At 49.3% G+C, this 22647-nt stretch carries 13 protein-coding genes; 1 reads left to right on the top strand and 12 read right to left on the bottom strand.

Annotated elements, in window-relative coordinates:
- On the top strand, positions 1-315 hold a 315-nt coding region (locus tag H6F76_RS01490; RefSeq protein WP_190505294.1), incomplete at its 5' end, for a transposase.
- A gap of 179 nt (positions 316-494) precedes the next feature.
- On the opposite strand, the gene H6F76_RS01485 is transcribed toward H6F76_RS01490, so the two are convergent.
- From H6F76_RS01485 to metH, 12 genes are all read right to left on the bottom strand, one after another.
- Positions 495-1241 carry a cistern family PEP-CTERM protein gene (locus tag H6F76_RS01485; protein ID WP_190505292.1) on the bottom strand — a complete coding sequence of 249 codons (747 nt, stop codon included), beginning with the start codon at positions 1239-1241 and terminating at the stop codon, positions 495-497.
- A gap of 429 nt (positions 1242-1670) precedes the next feature.
- On the bottom strand, positions 1671-4004 hold the full coding sequence (locus H6F76_RS01480; protein WP_190505290.1) for a right-handed parallel beta-helix repeat-containing protein: 2334 nt from the start codon (positions 4002-4004) through the stop codon (positions 1671-1673).
- Between the two features lie 1041 nt (positions 4005-5045).
- Positions 5046-5897: a pentapeptide repeat-containing protein gene (locus H6F76_RS01475; protein ID WP_190505288.1), complete on the bottom strand. Its 852-nt coding sequence runs from the start codon at positions 5895-5897 to the stop codon at positions 5046-5048.
- 405 nt (positions 5898-6302) lie between these two features.
- Complete coding sequence (locus H6F76_RS31290) at positions 6303-6503, bottom strand: hypothetical protein (RefSeq protein WP_347275965.1); 201 nt, start codon at positions 6501-6503, stop codon at positions 6303-6305.
- Positions 6504-6677: 174 nt separating this feature from the next.
- On the bottom strand, positions 6678-9617 hold the full coding sequence (locus H6F76_RS01470; RefSeq protein ID WP_190505287.1) for a GAF domain-containing protein: 2940 nt from the start codon (positions 9615-9617) through the stop codon (positions 6678-6680).
- A gap of 55 nt (positions 9618-9672) precedes the next feature.
- Entirely contained in the window at positions 9673-10074 is a 402-nt protein-coding gene (locus H6F76_RS01465; RefSeq protein ID WP_190446470.1) for a response regulator, read from the bottom strand.
- Between the two features lie 70 nt (positions 10075-10144).
- The gene (locus H6F76_RS01460) at positions 10145-10525 is read right to left on the bottom strand and encodes a response regulator (RefSeq protein WP_190446471.1); all 381 of its coding nucleotides are present in this window, start codon (positions 10523-10525) and stop codon (positions 10145-10147) included.
- Positions 10501-13572 (bottom strand): PAS domain S-box protein, encoded by a 3072-nt coding sequence (locus H6F76_RS01455; protein WP_190505286.1) that lies wholly within the window; start codon positions 13570-13572, stop codon positions 10501-10503. The genes H6F76_RS01460 and H6F76_RS01455 overlap by 25 nt, the downstream gene beginning before the upstream one ends.
- Positions 13573-13617: 45 nt before the next feature.
- A complete protein-coding gene (locus tag H6F76_RS01450; protein WP_190505285.1) occupies positions 13618-15495 on the bottom strand; it encodes a response regulator in 1878 nt (625 codons plus the stop codon).
- Between the two features lie 386 nt (positions 15496-15881).
- On the bottom strand, positions 15882-17744 hold the full coding sequence (locus tag H6F76_RS01445; protein ID WP_190505284.1) for an ATP-binding protein: 1863 nt from the start codon (positions 17742-17744) through the stop codon (positions 15882-15884).
- A 470-nt stretch (positions 17745-18214) separates the two neighbouring features.
- A complete protein-coding gene (locus H6F76_RS01440) occupies positions 18215-18589 on the bottom strand; it encodes a group 1 truncated hemoglobin (protein WP_190505282.1) in 375 nt (124 codons plus the stop codon).
- Between the two features lie 242 nt (positions 18590-18831).
- A complete protein-coding gene (metH, locus tag H6F76_RS01435) occupies positions 18832-22500 on the bottom strand; it encodes a methionine synthase (protein ID WP_190505279.1) in 3669 nt (1222 codons plus the stop codon).
- Between the last annotated feature and the right edge of the window lie 147 nt (positions 22501-22647).

Below are 22647 nucleotides of genomic sequence, written 5' to 3'. Positions count from 1 at the left end.
CTTGCCCCCTTTACGGTCGAAGGTGCCTGTAATCGCACTGTCTTTGAAATTTGGTTGCCAACCTGCTTACTGCCAGTACTTCAACCTGGAGAGTGGGTGATTATGGATAATGCCACCTTTCACCACGGTGACCGTATTGCTCAATTGATTGAAGTGGTTGGAGCACGAGTCGTCTATTTGCCACCGTATTCACCTGACCTCAATCGGATTGAAAAATGCTGGGCGTGGTTAAAAAGTCGTATTCGCAAACACTTACGTGCTGCCACTCCTTTGCGCGATGCGATGGAAACCGTGCTCAAGCAGGTTGCGTCCTAACTTCTATGGCGGTAGCTATATCACTGCAGGTGCAACCACCAGCACTAACTCGATCAGAACGCTGTCGGTAGTAAGCAAAGCGATCTAAAAAACACCCTAACATTACTGTCAGGGTGCGTTTTTATGAGTAATCAAAATAACTCAGACTTTGTATTTGTAGCAGGCATAGACTACTAAAATTAGACTTCAGCTTTAGCCTCAGCAGACTGCTCTCCCTTACGCTTACGCCATACGCCTGCACCTAATGCTAGCAACCCTGGTAGTAAAGCAGGTGTGGGGACTTTTCCTCTACCTGTGCCACTATCATCATTAAAACCGTTACCGTCAATAGATTGGTAGCGGACACCAAAGTTGCTAAGGGTAAATGAAGTAACGGAACCAGCAAAAGTAAGAACAGGATTAAACGTGTCAGTCTGACCATTAAAAAGACCAGTTCCAGTCCCACCTTGACAGTTATTAGTTTGACCACCTTTAAAGCAAACTTCGATGTCTCCAAATTGGTTGGGAAACGCACTGTTCCGTACAGCACCAGGGAAAAAGCCAGTGGTACTGGCAGCAATAAGATTAGGACCAACGTCAAATCCTAAAGCAGAAACCCTTGAAAAAATACCAGATGGGTTGTTTGGATTACCACTTGACGTATTCGTCAGATTGACACTAAAGTTTGCGTTAGTGTTGCTTCCAGACGTAGTAAAGCCTAAGAATGTGAAGATTGCTTCGGCTGTTAGTCCAGTAACATTCTGTCTCTCCACGTTGCCATCAAATTCAACCGTAAAAGACTTGTTGATGTCACTTGCTTCTACTATCACACTGGTTTTACCGGGGGCAAAGGTGAAAGCATGAACGGGTCCTGTTGAAAGCAACCCTAGCGTGAGCGCCGCGCCAGTAAGCGCAGCACCTTTGAGAAAGCTGTTTGTCTTTGTCATTGTTTTAAGTTAAGGAATACAGTGAATGCAACGAGAACCCGCCCCTTCGATCGCGGTAAAAGCGATTTAAGGGGTGTTAGTCCCAATTCTGGTGCAAGTGTCACAGTGATTCCCAACTCCAAAGGAGCTTGAGGAATTGCGTTTGCTACCAAAGTCAACCGAGACTTGGTAGAAGCCCCTTTTGGTCAAGATAAGTCATCCTTGCGAATGAAATATCCTTCGCTGACTATAAATATACGGGATTAATGACGACTATTGCTACTTAGCTTACCGTATCTTTACGGTGAGCGAAACTCGGTATATTTACGATGAATTCTCTTCTTTGATCAATCCATTTGTTGTAGAAGTCCGTAGAGAAGCACCCTGATTTGCTCAACACCCATCGCTGATGGAACCAGATTGATGGGTGCGAGCTGCGTTTGTACTGTCTTAAACAGGTGCTGGACGAAGGCTGGAAGAGTCGATCGGGTTAGGTGTTGTGGTACTTGTGCCGCTGATCATCAATTGATCAGGGTTTTGAACGAGATCATTCATGAACCAGTTGCTACCTGCACTATTGACCTGGCTGGTGGTAGCAAGGGGTGCGTTGCTTGCACTAAGTAGTTGGGTGCTGGAAGTAGTGTTGACGATCGTGCCAATACCAGTGCCATCACTAACTCTGGCATTATCAGGGTTAGTCAGCTTGACCGAAAAGGTTTCGTTAGACTCCAGCAAGCTATCACTAAGAATAGGAATGGTAACTGTTTTTGTCGTTTCGCCAGGGTTAAACGTGAGTAAGCCGCTGACACGGGTGTAGTCTTGCGTCGCGATCGCGGTGGTGTCTGCTGTAGCATAATTCACTGAGATACGCCCTGGGCTAGTTCCAGAAAGCTTGACTGTAAACACTGCATTCGTTGCGCCGCTGCTTCCCTCATTCACACTAATATCATTAATTGAGAGGGAAGGTGGAAGACTATCGTCTGTTGGGATAATGCCCATGCCTTGACCAGCTACAATACTTGCACCATTAGCATTGCTTAAGTTGACGTAAAACACTTCACTGAGTTCAGGGATTAGATCACCAATGATGGGAACTTGAAGTGTCTTGACCGTTTCACCCGCATTGAAGACTAACTGTCCAGTTTTTGCAATATAATCCGCCCCTGCTTTGGCATTACCGTTTGCAGTAGCATAGTCAACCGTAATGGTTTGGCTACTTGCTGTAGATATCCTGACTGTAAAGGTCTGGTTAGTCGTGCCGCTGTTCCCTTCTAGCCCTGTGCGGCTATCAATACTTAAGGCACGTGTTGCGACAGGGCGAGTCAGACTGCCAAATTCAAAGGCACCAACATCTGGTTTGCTGTCACGCAAAAAGCCTCGTTGGTCAATGGTTGGGGCACCGCTGACACCTGTGTTGATGGCAGGGCTACCTGTCAGCAATGAATGCAGTAGCACTCCATTAAGGGTTTGCAGAGTTCCGAGTTTGGGATCAATGGTCTGGCTACTGGCGGCAACTCGACGATTGCCATAGGCTGGTGGCGGAAATTCAATATTGCCACCGCCGTCGCGAGGAGCATACCCGATCTGCTGTTGATAGCGATCGCCTGCTGTATTGTTAGCCACGATCGAATTTTTTAGCGTCACAGCTTGTGTTGAACTGCCCAACCACATCGCGCCACTCGCCCGTCCGGCGAAGTTGTTAGCGATGGTAGAATTCGTGATGTTGACTGGGGTATTTGGTTCGGTTCTTAAGAACATGGCTCCACCAGCATCATCCGTCACTTTATTGCCAGAAAAGGTGCTGTTGATGATGTTAACGGGCAGTGCGCCATCAATCCAAAGCCCGCCCCCTTGCTTAGTTGCGGTATTGTTGGCAACGGTCACGTTTCGCATCGTCAAATTGCTGGTGCTGCGGATGCCTCCACCTCTAGCGTACTGACCGTTCGTGGTAGCTGAGTTGCCAACAATCGTACTGTCTTCAAGAATAAGTTTGTCAGGACCGTAAGCATAGAGAAACAGTGCCCCACCTTCTCCCTGAGCTGTATTGCCTTCAAAGCGACTGCGCCGAATCGCGATCGTGCCGCTCACACTTGTACCGCTATCTCTGGAGCCAGGTCCTACTGGGTTAGCACCATCGGTAAAAACGGCTCCACCGCCACTCTCTCCAGCCGCGCTATTCTTCAAAAAGACAGAATCTTCTATGGTTAGTGCCCCCAGCAAGCTATAGATTGCGCCACCATTGACCCCTTTGTTATTGGTGAACTGGGAGCCTCGTACTGTCAGAACACCAGAGCCAGTAGTTGCAATGGCACCTGCGCTAAAACCTGAGTTGGTGAGGGTGCCATTGTTTAGATTGAACTGACTATTAGTAACGGTTGCGTTACTGCCATAGCCAACGCTGATTGCGCCCCCAACCCCGGCTGCATTGTTGTTAAAACGGCAATTGGTGACGACTACCGTACTGTAATCACTTGCCTGGATACCGCCACCTTTACCCGTTGTTTTGCCATTAGCGATCGTGAGATTGTTGAATGCGGCAGTGGTATTTCTCGCAACATTGAATACCTGGCTAGCTTGATTACCACTAATTGTCAGGTTGCTAACCCCTGTACCATCAATGGTTAGGGCTTTATTAATGGCAAGTTGTCCACTTGTGAGCGTGATGGTTGTGTTTGCCAGGGTAGACGCAAACTTGATGGTGTCACCAGCTTGGGCACGGGCGATCGCATCTCTTAAGGAGCCTGCGCCGCTGTCTCTTGTATTGGTGACTGTAATGGTTGCCATCCGAAAAATCCTCCAGGTTAGGTCTAACTAATCACTAAATAAGTGTTAGTTGAGGTGAGTTAAGCAGCTTTATCCATTGCTAAGGCACTTAAAAGTTCAATCAATTCCCAGCCTGAACTTTATACGGCAGCAAACTTGTTGCCGTAACTAAAATGCCAGGGTAGAAACTTTGAAGAAACTTTTTACGCTGTGTGGGCGAAGTAATCTGTAGCAAGAATTTCGACATAAACCAGGATGTTCTGGTACAAATGCCTTGCCCTTGCGAGAGCACAGGTTAAATTCAGCGACAAATGGAACTTAACTGAGCGAAGGTTTGTCAGTAGTGAAAAGTAGCCAGTTGTTTGAGTGAAGCTGTAAGCACTAAGAAGAGCAGCCACTTGCTTTCAGCACTGCATTGCCTACCTTAGTGGTTGTGGTTGTTGTAATAAGGCAACAGATAATTAGTAGAGAAGGAAAGATGGTAGAGGCATTGATGCCCTGTTAGCTTGAGCCGAATTCGTTCGTTTTACCAACGTTGATGGTCGATGCACAATGCACATGGAAACTATAAACCGCAGTTGGACGTAGCGCCTCAGCAAATTTACTCCCTTACGGTGCTCAGTCTTCTGCTTCAGTTAGAGTAATTGCTTAGTGTTCGTAGATAGCTGTTGAAAGGTACCACTTTCGCATCTGTCTACCCTTTTGGGAAAGTTGTTGAGCATAGTTAAACTAATACCACTCTAAAGAGTGCTAGCTGCAGTCCCCACTTAATCTCCCTCCATCTTCCTGAGGCGAAAGGTTGCGTATCAAGAGGTTCAGTCGAATTGCCATGCGACGGACACACCTATCCTTAGCACTATGGGTTGTCATCGTCGATGAATTTATCGATTGGATAATATCGACTGTAACGATCAGCTCCAACTTCTGCTAGTAAGGCTTAAGAAACTTGGCACTAAACAACTGCTAGCAATTTCCAGGCGGAAACACTCTCTGCTGCTAGCTGAAACTCTATGTTTGAAACTCCACGCAGTCCTATTGAAAACACTATGTGCTACTGCTGCCTTAAACTTCTACAGATGTATTAGCGAGACACACTCCCTGTGCAAGCAGATCAAAGTCTCTGGGAAACTGCGTTTCTAAAGTGTAGAGTGCTCGTTCAAAGATGGCGTTTCTCAGGTTTACGCCTCGCAGATCAGCACTACTTAAATCGGCTGCCCGCAGTCTTGTGCCTGTCAAACTCGCTGACCGTAAATGGGCTGCACTTAAGTTTGCGGCTGTGAGATCTGCCGCTTGTAAATTCGCGCCGTTCAGCTTTGCCTCATGTAAATCAATACCACCCAGATCGGCACCTTGCAAATCTACACCATTCAAGTAGGCTTCATTCAGCTTAACTCCAGTTAAGAGGGCACCTTGCAGCACCGCGCCGCTTAACCGGGCACCACTCAGGTTTGCCCAACTCAGGTTTGCGCCCTGCAAATTGGCTGAACGTAGGTTGATGCCCCGCAAGTCTGCTCCACATAAATTGACTGCTTGCAAATTGGCTTCACGTAGGTTTACGCCAGCTAAGTTTGCACCACTAAGTTTAGTAGCGCTTAAGTTTGCCCGCACAAGTGAGGCTCCCTTTAGGTTCGCTTTGGTTAAGTCGGCGGCTGCCAAGTTTGCATGACTGAGTTTAGCGAAGCTCAGGTTAGCTCTGTTTAAGAACGCCTGACTTAAATTGCTTCTTAACAAATTAGCTTTACAGAGGTTCGCTGAGGCTAGATAGGCTGAGGACAAACAGGCTCCAGTGAGGTTCGCACTGGCTAAGGTGATTTCTGCCAGATTGGCTCCTAGTAGACTGATGTTGGAAAGGTCAACACCGCTAAAATCTCTTTGTCCTTCTAGATAGTGTAGTAGGAGTTCATAGTCGTACATTTTTTGCCCCCAGGATTAACCAGAAACTTAGCCTGCACTTAAAGTTCCCTAAGAGCACCGCAGTAGAGAAAGCTTTGTCTCATTTGATACAAAGCTTAATTGGTAGAAAGGATGTCCGAAAGGAGGCTTTACTGACCAAATAGCCGCTTTCCATCGATCGCCCTCTTGCTGCAACTAAAGTTATTGCGATCAAAAAGATTAGCGAACACTAGCGCTATGAGCAGTGCCGCTAGCCCTAAGTTGCAAGCCAACCGTTGCACCAGGAGAAAGGAGCTTGCCTGACGTTTCACTACTGAACTAAGGAGCGATCGTACGTACTTCTTGCAAAACTCAGCGGTTTGCTAATGAGTGCAGGGCTTGCAGTGAGACCTACAAACATCGCAACTGAAGCGAACTTTAAGTTTGTCAAGCCGTAACAAGCTCCCGCTTGGAAGGGGACTTTAAACTTACATTGTTTAAACTTACGTTGTTTAAATTCACTGCTGTTAAAAGGATAGATTCTTCTAGCACAGGCATTTCTTGCCAGCAATGGCGACAGAACCAGTATTTCTCCTGGCAACGGATGTGGCGAAGTAAGGGACCAGAGCAGCAAGGGCAAGAAGTCATGATGAGAGAATCTAATCAATACGATGTAGGGAGAAACAGCGAACGCTCGGTGCAACCACTTCTCGATCATGTTCAACGTAGAGAAAGATTTTGAAGAAAATTTGAAGCAGGGTGAAACGATACATTAGATGATGGTTTTTAATCTTTGTAAACCATCATTCAGCAGTTTTGGTTTCAAGTTTGAAGCGTCTGATGCAGGGCAAGCAATAACTCTGGGGCAGTAAAGGGTTTCATTAAGAAGTGATCAACTCGAATATCCATTTCTGCTAATGCTTCATTGGTGGTTAATCCACTGGTTGCGACAATCTTCAGCTTAGGATTAATGGCTTGTAGGGTACGAATAGCAGTAGGACCATCCATTGTCGGCATCATAATGTTCATGAGCGCTAAACGAATAGACGCTTGATGCCGAGTGTAAAGAGCGATCGCTTCAATGCCATTGCTTGCAGTGAGAACGCGATAGCCATAGGCTTCCAGCGTTGTTTTGGTTGACTCCCGAATTGCCGCTTCATCATCCGCTAGCAAAAGCCATGCTCCCGCTCCATCAGAAATTTCTGACGATGTGGGTGTCTGAGCCTCGCTGCTTTGTAACGCTGGCAGATACACTTTGAACTTAGTGCCGTCTCCCACTTGGCTAGAGACAGTCATAAAACCATGATGGCTGTTGATAATGGTCATCACAGTTGATAACCCCAAACCTGTACCTTGACCAATTTTTTTGGTGGTGAAGAAAGGGTCAAAGATGCGATCGATAATATGAGCAGCGATGCCAGTACCCGTATCAGCTACTGTGATCACAATATAGGAACCTGCACGAGCACCGAGGTGTAGGTTCGCCGTGCTTTCGTCTAGCTCCGTGTTTTCAGCCGTGATTTGCAGGATGCCACCATTGGGCATGGCATCACGAGCGTTCACACAAAGGTTCATAAGAATCTGGTGCAGTTGGGTGACATCGCTCCAAACCATCCATAAATCATTTGGTATATAGGTTATGACATTGATTGCTTTCGGAAAAGTCTCCTCAGCAATTTGTTTAATTTCGTTAATCAGGTGTTTCACTTCTAACAGCGATTGTTCACCTTCGCTGCCGCGTGCAAAGCTTAATACTTGCTTTACCAAACTGGCTCCCCGTCTGGCGCTAGTTTCAATCACATTCAGCCATTTCTGGCGTTTTGCACTTTCAGGCTGCATTTCTAATAGGGGCACTGCCATCAAAATGGGTGCCAACACATTGTTTAAGTCGTGGGCAATACCACCCGCCAGAGTGCCAATGCTTTCTAGACGTTGAGTGCGGAGAAACTGTCGTTCCAGCAACTTTTTCTGTGTGATGTCGGTGTTTACAATCAAAAAAGCTTTGGGCTGTCCGTTAGGGTGTCGTACCAACGTCCAACGGCTGGCAACAGTCACTTCTGTTTGCGTCTTCGTTAATTGTGTAAGTTCGCCCTGCCATTGTCCGGTAACAAGAACGGTCTGGTAGATTTCTGTCAGGTTGGAGGGAGCCTCTCGGTACAAGAGGTCAGCCGCCGCTTTGCCACAAACTTCCTCTGCTGACCAGCCGTATAACCTAGCTGCGCCTTGATTCCAGAAGGTAATCTGATGGTTAAGATCTCGCACGACGATCGCATCGGTTGCCACATCGAGCAGCATTGCCTGATCTTGATTTTTTGCTTCTGCTTGCATCCGTTCGGTCAGTTGCGTTTGCACTTGTTGATAGAGGGATGCCTGATGGATCGCGATCGCCACCTGGTCTGCAAGTTGTTTGAGCAATTGGATTTCTTCCTCAGACCACTGGCGCGGCTGGGCGCATTGATGAGCAATTAACAAGCCCCATAGATGCCCAGTTTGAATAATGGGCACTACCAGATTTGCTTGCACACCCAACTGTTCAAGGAACTCGGCATAGCAGGGATGGATGCTACCGTCATGAATATCGGCAACGGCACTGGCTCGTCCCTCAAAATATTTCTGAATATAGTTGGCTTGGAAACAGGGATCAGCCAAATTGTGTCCCAGAAGTGCCTCCCAGTTGGGATCGACTGACTCTTGTACCACATATCCTGAACCATCTGGCTCTAGCTGAAAAAGCAATACCCGATCTGCTTGCAGTACCTGACGGACGTCGGTAACGGTGGTAGTTAGGATCTCGTTGAGGTCAAGGGATTGACGAATGTGTTCCGTCACTACTCGAATGAGCTTTTCTTGCTGTGCTTTCTGCTCTAGGCGGGTTTCAGCCGCTTTGCGATCGCTAATATCGGTGACAAAGCCTTCCAACCGTAACAGGGCACCGTTATCTGTATAAATGCCACGTCCTCGTTCCCAAACCCATCGCTCGGTGCCCCTTTGAGTAATGATGCGATACTCACATTCGTAGGGTTGCCGCAGTTTTACGGCTTGCTGCACCTGTTCCCAAACAAGGGTGCGATCGTGGGGATGGATGTTTTGCCCGTAGGCAATGGTGCGATCAACTAGATACTCTGCTTGGTGATAGCCCGTTACCGCAAACACACCCTCACTAATAAACTCAGCCCTATAATCTGGCTCATTAGCAACCTGGTAAACATAACCGGGTAGATTGTCCATGAGCGTAGCTAAACGGCGTTCGCTTTCTTGCCGTGCTGCTAGATTGCGGCGTAACTCCAGTTGGCTGACGACCTGACGGCTAAGGGCTTGCAGTGCCCGAATCTGTTCAGGGCTAAGTTGCCGCGGTCTGCGATCGATAACGCAGAGCGTGCCGATGCGATAGCTGTCTGGAGTGGTTAAAGGGATGCCGGCATAAAACCGAATTTTGGGGTCGCCTGTTACCAAAGAATTATTAGCAAAGCGTTCGTCCGTCAGTGCATCCTGCACAATTAGAGGTTCAGCTTGCAAAATTGTGTGGTGGCAGAAGGCAAGCGTGCGGGGCGTCTCTGAAACCGCCAAGCCAATTTTTGACTTGAACCATTGTCGATCGTGGTCGAGTAGAGAAACGAGCGCGATCGGAGTGCCGCAAATTTGGGCAGCTAACTGGGTCACATCGTCAAAGGCAGCTTCAGGTGCTGTATCCAGGATGCAATATTGGTGGAGTGCCTTTAAGCGGCTGGTTTCATACGCAGTTTCGATCGTTTGTTGGCTCATACTTGCCCTCAGTTGATAGTCGTGTTGAAAATTCTTGGCTTTGTAGACGGTCAGTTCATGGGCTTTCCTCTCGTTGTCCTACTGCCCATCCCAAAAAGCCTGCTACTTGCTCGACCAAGCTAAAGGGATCGAAGGGTTTGGCGATCGCGCCTACGGCGCCCAGTGCTTCACAGCTCTTTGGGTCTGCAAAGTCTGTTGCGATCGTTAGCAGAACAACCGGAATTGCCTCAGTTGCAGGATTCGCTTTAAGCTGTCGGAGAAGTGTAAGACCATCTACATCTGCCATCAGCACGTCTAGTACGATCGCATCTGGTTTTGCTGTGAGGGCTTCGGCAAAACCTGCCCGACCAGAACTAGCCGTGATCACTGTCCACCCTGCCAGATCCTCAAAGCAGCTTTGAACCACTTCCTGTATGGCGGCTTCATCGTCAATGACTAGGATTTGTTTGGTGGACACACGTCTTCTCCGGGGCTGAGTTGTCTTCACCCTAGAGGAAGAGTTTGAGGAAAGTTTGAAGTTTCTTAATTTATACCGTCCACCCAAAAACGTCTGTTACCTGATCGACGAGGGCGATCGGGTCAAACGGTTTCAAAATGACCCCCGCCACGCCTGTTTGAGCAAACGCTGCGCGGTCTTCTGGTTGCACTCTGGCAGTCAGCAGCACCACAGGAATCTTTTGCGTCACGGTATTTTCTTGCAACTGCCGCAGCACCGTGAACCCATCCATACCCGGCATCGAAACATCTAACAAAATTCCGTCTGGCAAGGCAGTCTGAGCGATCTGCAAGCCCTCAATACCTGATGCTGCCATCAAGACTTCCATGTCTCCCAATTCTTCCAGGCAGCCTTGAATGACTTCTAGAATAACTGCTTCATCGTCGATTACAAGTATACGTTTGGCTGACATTCTGTTCCCTTTACTCTTGCGTCCTCATCCACCATCGGCAATGTGAAGTAAAACGTACTTCCTTCCCCTAAACGGCTCTCGACCCAGATGCATCCACCATGCTGCTCGATCATTTTGCGACAGATCGCCAAGCCGAGTCCAGTGCCGCCTTTGTCACGAGAGTCGGACGCATCGACTTGCTGAAAGCGTTCAAAAACGGTCTCTAGCTTGTCTGAAGGAATACCGCGACCTAGATCTTTGACAGCGAAGCGAACGGAGGGGCAAGCGGGTGCTTCTTTCTTTCCTGTGCCCTCAACTTGAAGCTGTGGCTCTGCGCTTAACCAAATTTGCCCGCCTGCCGGTGAGAATTTGATGGCGTTGCTTAACAAGTTAGTGAGGATCTGGATAATGGTATCGGGGGCTGCCCACACGGAGGCAGACAGGGGCGTGACGTTAAGTTGGATGTGGTGTTCTTCGGCATAGGCGCGCATTGTGTCAGCGGCTTGCTGCATCAAGGCAGCAGCATCGCAAGCTTGCAGAGAGAGCTTCATTTTGCCGGATTCTAGCCGTTGCAAATCGAGAATGTCGTTGACTAAGCGCACGAGGCGATCGCTCTGTTGAGCAGCAATTTCAATCATGCGGTGTTTTTTGTCAGGTTTTTTGTCGTAAACTCCCCGCAAAATCAAGCCTAGAGAGCCGCGAATAGCAGTGAGAGGCGTGCGGAGTTCGTGACTGACAATGGAGATAAATTCGGTTTTCATGCGGTCTAAGGCACGTTGCTCAGTGATGTCGCGAGCAATTTTGGAAGCACCGACAATGGTGCCTTTAGCATCTCTTACGGGCGAAAGAGTGAGCGCAATATCAATCAGCGTGCCGTCTTTGCGCTGTCGAACAGTTTCGTATTGCTGAATCAAATCGCCCCGGCGGATCTGAGTTAAGAGCCGCACTTCTTCACCCAGTCGGTCTGAGGGAATGATCAGCCCAATGTACTGACCGATCGCCTCTGTGGCTGAGTAGCCAAACAGTTTCTCGGCGCTGGCGTTCCAGCTTACGATCACACCATCCAGCGTTTTGCTGATAATGGCATCCTGCGAGGAGGCAACAATGGCAGCCAGACGGGCTTGAGCGGCTTCGGCTTGCTTGCGATCGCTAATGTCTCGCAGAATAGCTGTAAAAATTCGTTCGTTGCCCAGCGTCAAGCGAGAAATTGAGGCTTCAGCAGGAAACTCACTGCCGTCTTTACGGAGACCGGAAAGCTCGCTGCGCTCTCCCATTTGTCGAGCAATTTCAGGTGCTTGCGTAAAACCGCTGATATGACGCGGATGGCTTTGGGCAAAGCGTTCTGGTAAAAGAAGGCTCAACGGTTGACCCAAGACTTCTGCCGCTGCGTAGCCAAAAATCTTCTCGGCTCCTTTGTTAAATAAGGTGATTTGTTGCTGTGCATCAATTGAGATAATGGCATCATTCGCAATCTCTACAATGCCAGCAAATCTTGCCTGAGAGGCGGTTAAGGCTGCCTCAGTGCGCTTGCGATCGCGAGTATCAAACAGGGTCGAGCGGCTCATCACGTAATTGCCGGACTCGTCGTAAATTGCTGTGGAGTTCAAGTTGACCGATAGGAGTGATCCATCTTTACAGATCAGTTCAAACTCCAGGTTGCGAACCCAACCCACTTCCTTAAACTTAGAAAAATGTTCCTGAAACGTCTGTACGCTAGGGGAAGTCAGTAGCTCAGAAAACAGTTTGCCTAAAATTTCGTGGCGCTCATAGCCCAGCCATTGCAACTCAATGTCGTTGATGCGGACAAAGCGCCCCTCGGCATCAAGGGAATGATAGCCACAGGGGGCTTTATCGTAGAGATCTTGAACTTCGTCTGCCCGGTGCTTGAGTTCAGCAGTGCGTTCCTGTACCTGCTGCTCTAACGTTTGGTTTGCTTGTTGCAACGCGGTTGCAATCCGTTTGCGATCGGTAACATCCCGTGTGATAGCAAGCACCTGAGTGCCCGCCTCATCTTGAAAGTTCAGCGGCACAGCATGGGATTCTAACCAGCGATGGGTGCCCTTCAGCCCGATGATTTCAAACTCTAAGACTCCTGGCTGCCCCTGCGTAACCTGCTGAGTAAAGGCTAGAAACGCCTGTCGAAACGACGGTTCGATTAAGGGACAGACATTTTGCCCGATCACCTGATCCAGGTGATCGACTTCAAGCATCGCCAGTCCCGCCGGATTCATAGCTTGCAAGATGCCGTCTGCCGTAATCACCTTGACGCACTCTGGTTCTGCCTCAAAGATGGCACGCAGATGTTGCTCGCTTCTTTCTCGAGCTGCTTGGTCTTGTTTACGAGCGGTAATGTCTACGATCGTGCCACTCATCTGCACGGGTTGATTGGCTGCGTCATAAACTGCCTCTCCTCTACCTTCAACCCAACGCACGCTACCATCTGCCCAGACGACCCGATACTCAAGGTGATAAGCAGTGTGCTGCTCTAGCGCTTGTTGCACAGCATCAGTAACGCTAACACGATCGTCGGGATGCACTCGCTCATTAAAGGTTTCATACCGCCCATCAAAGGTGCCAGGTTCGAGACCAAACAACTGTTCATGCTCTGGCGACCAAGTAATGTCCCCCGTTACCAAATTCCAATGCCACGTTCCGACGCAGGCAGCCGCTAATGCTGTTCGCAGTGCTTGCACGTTTGCTTCCTGCAACTGGTGATTCAGTTGGTCGAGCTTGCGTTGGTTCGTCCGTTGAAGGTTAGTCAGCAAATTAATTAACGAGGCAACGGTGATAAAAACGCCTAAGCTAACGAAAGCGCTAGAGCCCCTTACTGATAGTTGATCTAGCGGTGGCAGCAAAAAACAGCTAAGGGACAGAGCCGCCAGAATCGTTGTGACGATGCCTGGTCGAACCCCACCAAACCAGCATGAAACCAGCACAGCCAGGTAAAAAAAGGCAGCAATCGTTTGGCTCAAAAAGGGTTTTAGCCAGAGGGTGAGCAAGAGGGCGATCGCGGTCGCGCCTACTGCCACTCCATACGTGATCACTCGACGATCGACTGTGCTGCTCACAAAAACTCCTTGAAGATCACCGCTTAAGCTTGACACTTTTTGCCTCTACGTCGCCTGACCCTTGTCTGCTAGTTGGCTTGAAGGACTGGCAGTAGGCTGGAACCCACTTCGTTTAAGCCGATGAATAATGCGGGTCGCCAGTTCCGTTGCTGCCATCGCTTTAAAGAGGTAGTCATCAGCGCCAGCGGTAAAGGCACGATCGACGATTGCCGCTTCTGTATGAGTAGACAGAAATAAAATCGTTAACTGCTGCCACTTAGGGTCACTCCGCACTGCCTGACACAAATCCACGCCATTAAAACCAGGCATTTCTAAGTCTAACAACAGCAGGTTTGGCATAGTTGCCGTTAATATTTCCCAAAACTGGTGGGGGTCACTCAGTCCAGTCACTTCTACACCAAAGGGCTGCAACAAATGCGCCAGGTTAGCAGCGATCGCGCCATCATCATCCACTACCAGCACGCGATTGTGGTGCTGCACTTGGGTTTGCCGTAATACGTTGGTCACAGCTTTGAGAATTTCATAGGTCGGTAACGGTTTTTGCAAAAAGACGCAGCCTCCTAGCCGCACTACTGCCAGACGACTAGCCAAATCGCCCTGCCCAGTAAACGCTAACACTGGAATGGGTGGCGATCGCTGCATCAACTCCCGCAGCAACGTAAACCCATTGTCGGCACCCGGAAAGTTCAAATCCAGCAAAATTGCATCTGGAGGCACCTGGGCGATCGCTTTGCGGGCAACTGCCAAATCAGTCGCCAGTTCAACCCGAAGCCCCCAGGCGATCGCCTCAATCCTGACCCGTTCTGCCAACAGTAGATCATCATCAATAATCAGCAGAGAAGGAGCGTAGGCATTAGTCTCTGGCATGGTAGCCGTTGCCTGTGCCTGAGCCAGCACTTGCTGCAACGATGCCACCAGCTGCGAGACGTGCTGCACCTGTGCTGCTTCCAACCTTGTCTCCAGTTGCAGCAACGCCTCTAACTCCCGTGCCAGATGCGACCCTGCCATAAAGCCAAAAATGCCCAGCGATCCGGCTAATTTATGCGCCTCTTGCTGGGCGTGCTGTTGCTGTGATGGGGTCAATTGCCCTGCCGTCAAGGCACGTGCTGCCGTTTCTAAAACCGTTACCTGCGCCAGAATATTGTCTCGATACTTTTCCCAAACTCTGGCAGTCGTTGTTGCTGCCCTCTGACTCGCCGCTGCTTCCCGCTTTTGCTTGCCAAGAGCTAAAACGGGGGTTTCTGCCGCCTGAGCAGGCGTTCGGAGCCGATACCCTAACCCGTAAACCGTCTCAATTAAATCGGAGGCACCTGCCGCTTTCAGTTTTTGGCGCAGGCATTTAATGTGCGTGCTGACGGTTTCCTCTCCGGGCGGTTCAGCAAAATCCCACAGGCGATCGAGAATGGCACTGCGGCTAAAGATGCGTTTGGGGTTGAGCAAAAAAAGCTCTAACAGACCATATTCTTTGTGGGTGAGCCGTAACGGTTGACCGTTACAGGTGACTTCGCTAGTGACCGTATCAAACTGCACTGTTTCCCAGGTCAAGACCGAGTCGGCAGAGGCACGTTCTCGCCGCAACAAGGCACGTATGCGCGCTATTAGCTCTGGCGGATCAAAGGGCTTGACAACATAGTCATCGGCTCCTGCCTCTAACCCAATAATGCGATCGCCACTGCTAGCGTTTGCTGACAGCAGCAAGATGGGACACTGATAACCGTCTGCTCGAAGTTGCTGACAGACACGAATGCCGTCTAGGTTGGGGAGCATCACACCCAGCAAAATCAAGTCATAGGCAGAGTCTCTGGCTAACTCCAACCCCGTTTGCCCATCCATTGCTAGGTTTACCGCATAGTGTTGGGCGGTAAGCAGTTCAACTAATGCCGAACTGGTAGGCTGATCATCCTCAATCAGCAGGATTTTCATAGGCGATCGTGCTTCCCGTAAGTGGGCATAAGCGTTTGTATCATTGCCTACATCTTAATTGCTACTGTATTAAGAGGCTATAAGGTCACGGGTAACGTTGCACTTGCTTCCTGGTAACGCTCCATGTACCTATGGCTGATAGTCATATCAATTCAAAAGGTGCTGGTTAGAGATTCCCGTGCTTGCTTCCCCTCAAGCCTCTTTATAAGGGCGAAGCCGCAGACAGGAGACGCTTGCTTTATGGTGTGTGAAGAAAATCGGTATAAGTTGGCTAAGACTGCTTAACTGCATCTCACCGATCTGTAGGCGTTATTTCTGTTCTTCACAAATAACGTTTGAAAAAGGGTGCTGCCCTTCAAGAAAAGACATTTAAGTGCCTGAGTTTATTATGCAGCAGCACGGATTTGCTGTCTAACAGGAATTTGAATGATAAACTCTGTTCCCTCACCAAGTATTGAGAAACAATCTAACTTGCCGCCATGTTTCTCAGTGACAATTTGATAACTAATTGGCATTCCCATTCCCGTTCCCTTACCGACGGCTTTCGTGGTGAAGAATGGATCAAAAATACGTTTGTACACAGCTTCAGGCATTCCCATGCCATTATCAGCAATGGAGATCTTTATCCACTCTGAATTGATGATGGAAGTTTGAATGGTAATCTGGTTAGGCTTTTGCTTGATCTCTTGATAGGTTCGTTTGACGTTGGCTTCCTCCAGCGCATCAATAGCATTTGCCAGAATATTCATCAGCGCCTGATTAATTTGCCCCGGATAGCATTCCACTAGCGGTAAATTGCCATACTCACGCACTACCTGAATCGCTGGACGCTCTGCTCTATCTTTCAAGCGATGCTGCAAAATCAACAACGTACTATCAATGCCTTCATGCAAATCAACTGCTTTGAAGTCAGCTTCATCCATGCGTGAGAAGTTACGGAGTGACAAGACAATCTGACGGATGCGATCGGTGCCCATTTTCATCGAATCCAGCATCTTAGGTAGATCGGCTTGGACAAACTCAAGATCAAACGCCTCTGCCTCTGCTTGGATTGCGGGTACTGGGTCAGGGTAGCACTCCTGGTAAAGTTGCACAAAACCTAATAAATTGTGGGCGTATTCCTGTACATAGGTAAGGTTGCCGTGAATGAAGTTGACCGGATTGTTGATTTCATGTGCAACCCCTGCCACCATTTGACCCAAAGCAGACATCTTTTCGCTTTGCACCATCTGAACCTGAGTGCGCTGTAGTTCTTCTAAAAGTTGTTGCAACTGTGTAGTTTTAGCGTTCAGTTCTTGGGTTCTTTCCTCAACTCTAGATTCAAGCGTTTGGCTATAGGTTTCTAGCTGTTCGTTAGCTGTCTGTTGCTCCTGTAGGAGTTGCTTAACCGATTGAATCAGTTGGTTAAACGACTTGGCAAGTGTTCCAATCTCATCGTCTTGCTTAACCGTTGCTTGTAAGTCGAAATTAGATTCCTCGGTAGAGCGTCGGGCAATATCAGTCAAAGCTTCAATCGGTTGAGAGATCGCTCGGCTAGTCAAAATTGCCAAAAGGATAGCGATCGCAATGGACAAGACAATACTTGCCACCATAATGATCTGGGCAACTTCGCCCGCTTGCCGTCGTGACTGCGCTGCTTCCTGAAGCTCCTGGTATGACTCGTCAAGTAAACCCACAAGGTCGTCCGAGATGCCATCGAATTCCAGCGCCAAATTGCTATTTGTAAACGCCAACAGGAGCGCTTGGGCTTGCTTAACATCAGTAGGTGATGCAAGGTTCAGCTTACGAATTCGTTCAACTTGACGTTCTACTTCCTGCGCATAGAGCTGCGGTACCTGGTCATAGGTTTGCAAGAAAGCTGGCATCGCTTTTTGATGGTCCTCACCGTGTAAGGACATAGACTTCGCCACAAATGCTTTAAGCTCAGCCCAAATCTCTTGAATTTCAGCTTTATGCTTCACTAAGTGAGCATACTCATCCTGAAATTTTTCTGGGTATTGCGCCAAAGGGATAAGCTGCTGTTGATGGGTTCGGGCTTGAAGCACACGCGATTGGAGACGCTGTAGAAGCTCCACTTCGTTGCGGGCGTGTGTCTCTCGTTGTTCAGTCATTTGCTGCCAATGATTCTCAAAGGCAAAGCCAGCAATTGTGCCCGACACAGCAATGCCTAGAGCAAGAGCGTACCCTAGACCAATCTTTTGCCCCACTCTGAGGCTGGATAACTGTTGTCTAATGCTTTGCAAGATCATACGGTTTTCCAGGCTACAGACAAATCTTCATAATTTAAGCTTCCCAACTTTCTTGTCAGTCTAACTCTCTCCCTAAACAGAAAGGTTAAATGTATGGAATCTTTCAGAATTGAGAAAATAATTCTAGCGCTTTGATGGAATGAGCGCGATCGACCCACACTCCCTACGTACTAAAGTAGCTAGCAGGCGATTGTACTTAGCCCCTCTCGCCGTAGGTTAGGTTGAGCCGACTTGAGCCTGTAGCTAATCACCCATCAGTAGGGCGAAACTCAACGTCCATTCGCTCTAGGCTTAGATGCTGGGTTTCATACTTTAACCTAACTGATGAGGTGGGCGATCGCACTTGGAGTACAAACGTTACCCATGCTGCTCAAGGCGCTGTCTGCTACGGCGATATTATTAGACCTTATTATCTTTCTGCCAGTATTGAATGATGACCTTAGCAGGTTTACTATTTCTACCTTTCTAATTTAGCGATTCAAAACATCATTTCGATGAGTAACAGAACCTACAATTTGCACAACTTCATCAATTAAGGCTTGCGGCACTTCCAACTCAACTAAGGTGGCAACTAAATCCTCAGCGATCGCATCGAAGTGACGATCGGTTAAGCCCATCTCGGCTACTAGTTCTTTATGTGCCTCTCTCATAGGGCTACCATTCCAGTGTTTAGCACCACCAAAAGCATAGGTCATAAAGGCTTTTTGATGCTGTTTCTGTTGTTGCATATCGGTATGAGCAAAGAAATGCTGAACGCGCTCATCTGCCAAAACCTTTTCATAAAACTTTTCTACAGCTATATCAACCGCCGCTGCACCACCGAGCTTGTCATACAGGGTACTCATTGAAAACTACTCCTTAATTGTGTTGAGTTCAATGTGACATGACACAAACGAGAAAAACTGAAATTTTCAATAATCGAAAAGATTGAATGTAACAAGTTGCAATCTATCTAGCTCGATCCATAGACATCAAGAAGATGTCTAACGTTGAAGTTAAGCGGCAAAGGCTATCTAACTCAGAATTGAGGGCTTTCAAATGTCCGCTCCAACTTAGGGTTAAGCGGCACAGCTCTGAGCTTTGTGCTCTACGCACTAAAGTAAGCAGCAGCAGGGTGATACGTCACGATCGCCGTAGTCGATTGTTCTGGATGGAGTTGTTCGCCTTCATCCATATGCAGGTTAATGCGTTTGGCATCCAGCAAATCTAGCAGCGTGTACTGATCCTGCATATTGGGGCAGGCAGGATAGCCAAAGCTATAGCGCGACCCTCGATAGCGTTGCGCCAACACATCACGAATGTTGTCAGGCTCTTCGCTGCCAAAGCCCAACTCGCGACGAATACGGGCGTGTACCCACTCTGCTAATGCTTCTGCCATCTGTACTGCGATGCCATGGAAGTAGAGATAGTCGGTGTAGCTATTGCCGTCAAACAGCTTCTTAGCATACTCCGTAGCGACCTCACCCATTGTCACCGCCTGCATGGGGAAAACATCGATGAGCCCAGAGTCTTTGGGCGCGTAGTAATCGGCGATGCAGTAGCGACGTAAGGATTTTTGGCGAGGGAAGGTGAAGGTAGCGATTGGGTCTTGGGAGTGGGGAGTAGGGAGTGGGGAGTGGGGAGTATAGAGGTGAAGGCTATTACCATCTGCCTGGGCGGGGAAGTAGCCGTAGATAGCTTGAGGATGGAGCAGGTTCTCATCGACAATGCGATGTTTCCACTGATCCAGAATTGGGTAGACCGTTTTCTGAAGAAACTCGTCGTACTCTTCCCGTGACTGTTCACGCGGCTTGCGGAACTGCCATTGTCCAGCGATCAACGCCTGTAGATCCAGATACCAGAAAAGTTCATCCCAGGGAATATCGGCAGGCTGGATGATTTTGGTGCCCCAGAACGGTGGTGTAGGTCGGGGAATATCGGCAGCGATCGCCTCGGAACGCTGAGTGTCTTCGATGGAGGGAGTGGGGAGTAGGGAGTGGGGAGTAGGGGTAGCGTTTTGAATTGCTTCCTCTACTCCCTCTGTCGCCACTGCTTCCCCTGCTCCCTCTACCTCCTGCCCTCTGCCTTCTGTCTCCTCTCCCAAAAATCCCTTCACATCATCCCATTCTCCTGCCGCTTTCGCAGGCATGAGCTTATCCATAAAATGGAGATCGGAGAAAGCATCTTTACCGTAAATAACCTGACCGTTATAGGCATTCTGACAGTCTTCATGAACAAATTTGGGCGTGAGGGCTGCGCCGCCGAGGATAACGGGGACGGTGATACCGCGATCATTAAAGACGTGCAGGTTTTCCTTCATGAACGCAGTGGATTTGACGAGCAAACCGCTCATGGCAATACAGTCAGGTTTGTGCTGCTCGTATGCCTCAATGATGGTATCGACAGGCTGTTTGATGCCCAGGTTAATCACGCGGTAGCCGTTGTTGGACAGAATAATGTCCACCAAGTTTTTGCCAATATCGTGTACGTCGCCTTTAACAGTGGCGATGATAAAGGTGCCTTTTGCCTGTCCAGAGTCTTCTTTTTCCATGAACGGCTCTAGGAAGGCGACCGCCGCTTTCATGGTTTCGGCAGATTGCAGCACGAAGGGCAACTGCATTTGACCGGAGCCAAAGAGTTCGCCCACCACTTTCATGCCATCGAGCAAAAAGGTATTGATGATGTGGAGCGGTGGATAGGTTTCCATTGCCTGCTTCAGCAGATCGTCCATGCCCATGCGTTCGCCGTCAATGATATGCTGCTTCAGCCGTTCTTCGAGCGGTAGGTCGGCGGCAGTGGCAGCGCGAGAAGCCCTTGCATCTTTAGCAGACACGCCTTCAAACAGTTTCGTCAATTCTGTGAGCGGGTCGTAAACGCAGACATCGCCATCAAAGCGTCGTCGATCGTAGATCAGGTCTAGGCAGACGGCTTGATGAGCGGGATCGATTTTTGCCAGGGGCAGGATCTTGCTGGCGCTGACGATCGCCCCATCCATCCCTGCCTCGGTCGCCTCATGCAGAAACATCGAGTTCAGCACAATCCGCGTTGCAGGACTCAAGCCAAACGAGATATTAGAAACGCCTAGCAAAATGTGGCAACCGGGAAGTTGGGCACGCATTTGCTGGATGGCTTCGATCGTGGCGCGTCCATTTGCCCGGTCTTCTTCAATGCCCGTAGAGATGGGTAGTGCCAGTGGATCGAAGAAAATTTCGTAAGCAGGGATGCCAAATTCCAGTGCATGGCGATAGGCGCGTTGGGCGATCGCAAATTTCTTCTCAGCGGTGCGTGCCATGCCATCTTCGTCGATCGTGCCCACAACGACCCCAGCACCGTATTGTTTCGCCAACTCCAGCACCTTCAGAAAGCGTGCTTCACCATCTTCGTAGTTCGTAGAGTTGAGTAGGCATTTGCCACCTGCTACCTTCAGCCCTGCCTCCATTTTTTCCCATTCGGTGGAGTCCAGCATCAGCGGCAGCGTAACGTTTGTGACGAGACGAGACACGAGTGCGTGCATATCTCGCACACCATCGCGCCCAACGTAATCCACGTTCACGTCTAGAATGTGCGCGCCTTCTCGCACCTGCTCTTTTGCCAGCGAAACCAGCCCATCCCAGTCTTCGGCATTCAGCAAATCGCGGCACTTCTTGGAGCCGCTGGCATTAAGCCGTTCACCAATGATGAGGAAAGAGTTGTCCTGATCGTAGGGTTGAGCGCTGTAGATGGAGGCGGCAGAGGGCGTATAGCTAAGGAGCGGACGGGGAGAGGGAAACGTTGAGGGGGTAGGAGGGTGAGAGGGTGAGACGGTCGTCCTCTCACCTCGAACTGGTCGTGCTTTTGGCGTTAACGTCGTTGACAGCTCTGCCAACTGCTGGATGTGATCGGGACGGGTGCCGCAGCAGCCACCAATGACTTGTACGCCCAGATCTTCGACAAAGTGCATGAGTGCCATACGGAGTTCCATTGGAGTCAGCTTGTAGTGAGCATGACCACCAACGTTTTCGGGGATGCCTGCGTTGGGGATGCAGGAGATGACGAAGGGTGAGTTGGCAGAGAGATAACGGATGTGGTCTGCCATGCGATCGGGTCCCGTCGCGCAGTTCAGCCCCAAAATATCAATGGGGAAGGGTTCTAGAATGCTCAACATCGCTGTGATATCGGAGCCAACCAGCATGGTGCCCTGAAGCTCCATCGTGACGGAAACCATGAGTGGTCTACGATCGCCCTTTTTGGCAAAGACTTCCTCGATGCCATTGAGTGCCGCTTTGATCTGCAACACATCCTGACAGGTCTCAACAATAAATAGATCGACACCACCGTCGTACAGACCGTCGGCTTGCTCTGCAACGGTTGCCTTCATGGTGTCGTAGTCGATATGCCCCAGTGTAGGGAGCTTAGTAGTGGGGCCGATCGACCCAGCCACAAAACGCGGTTTTTCGGGAGTCGAAAATTCAGCGGCAACCTGTTTTGCCAATTCTGCCGCGGCTTTGTTCAACGCATATGCCTGATCTGCCAGATCGTACTCTGCCAGGACGATCGACATTGCTCCAAAGGTATCGGTTTCGATGACATCCGCACCCGCCGCCAAAAACTCGCGATGCACCTGAGCCACTGCTTCAGGTTTGGTAAACACTAAATATTCGTTGCAGCCTTCGTACTCTGCGCCCCCAAAGTCGTCTGCCGTCAGGTTTTGTGTTTGCAGCGAGGTACCCATTGCGCCATCAAAAACAATCACGGGGCGATCGGGGTGATGCAGTCGTTCTAGAAAGGCGCTTTTCATTGGGATTTCGACTCAAAACTTAACGTAGACTGTACTACCAACCAATTGTGATACCACCACTGGCAGCGATAAACCTACCAGCTTAGTTTTTCAGCATAATCTATTGTGCTAAATTTCCGCAGGGACAGGGGCGATTGCCTGCTAAAG

The sequence above is a fragment of the Leptolyngbya sp. FACHB-321 genome (genome assembly GCF_014695975.1).
GTDB lineage: Bacteria > Cyanobacteriota > Cyanobacteriia > Leptolyngbyales > Leptolyngbyaceae > Stenomitos.
Note: the sequence above shows the minus strand (reverse complement) of the source record. Positions and strands in the feature narration are given on the sequence as shown.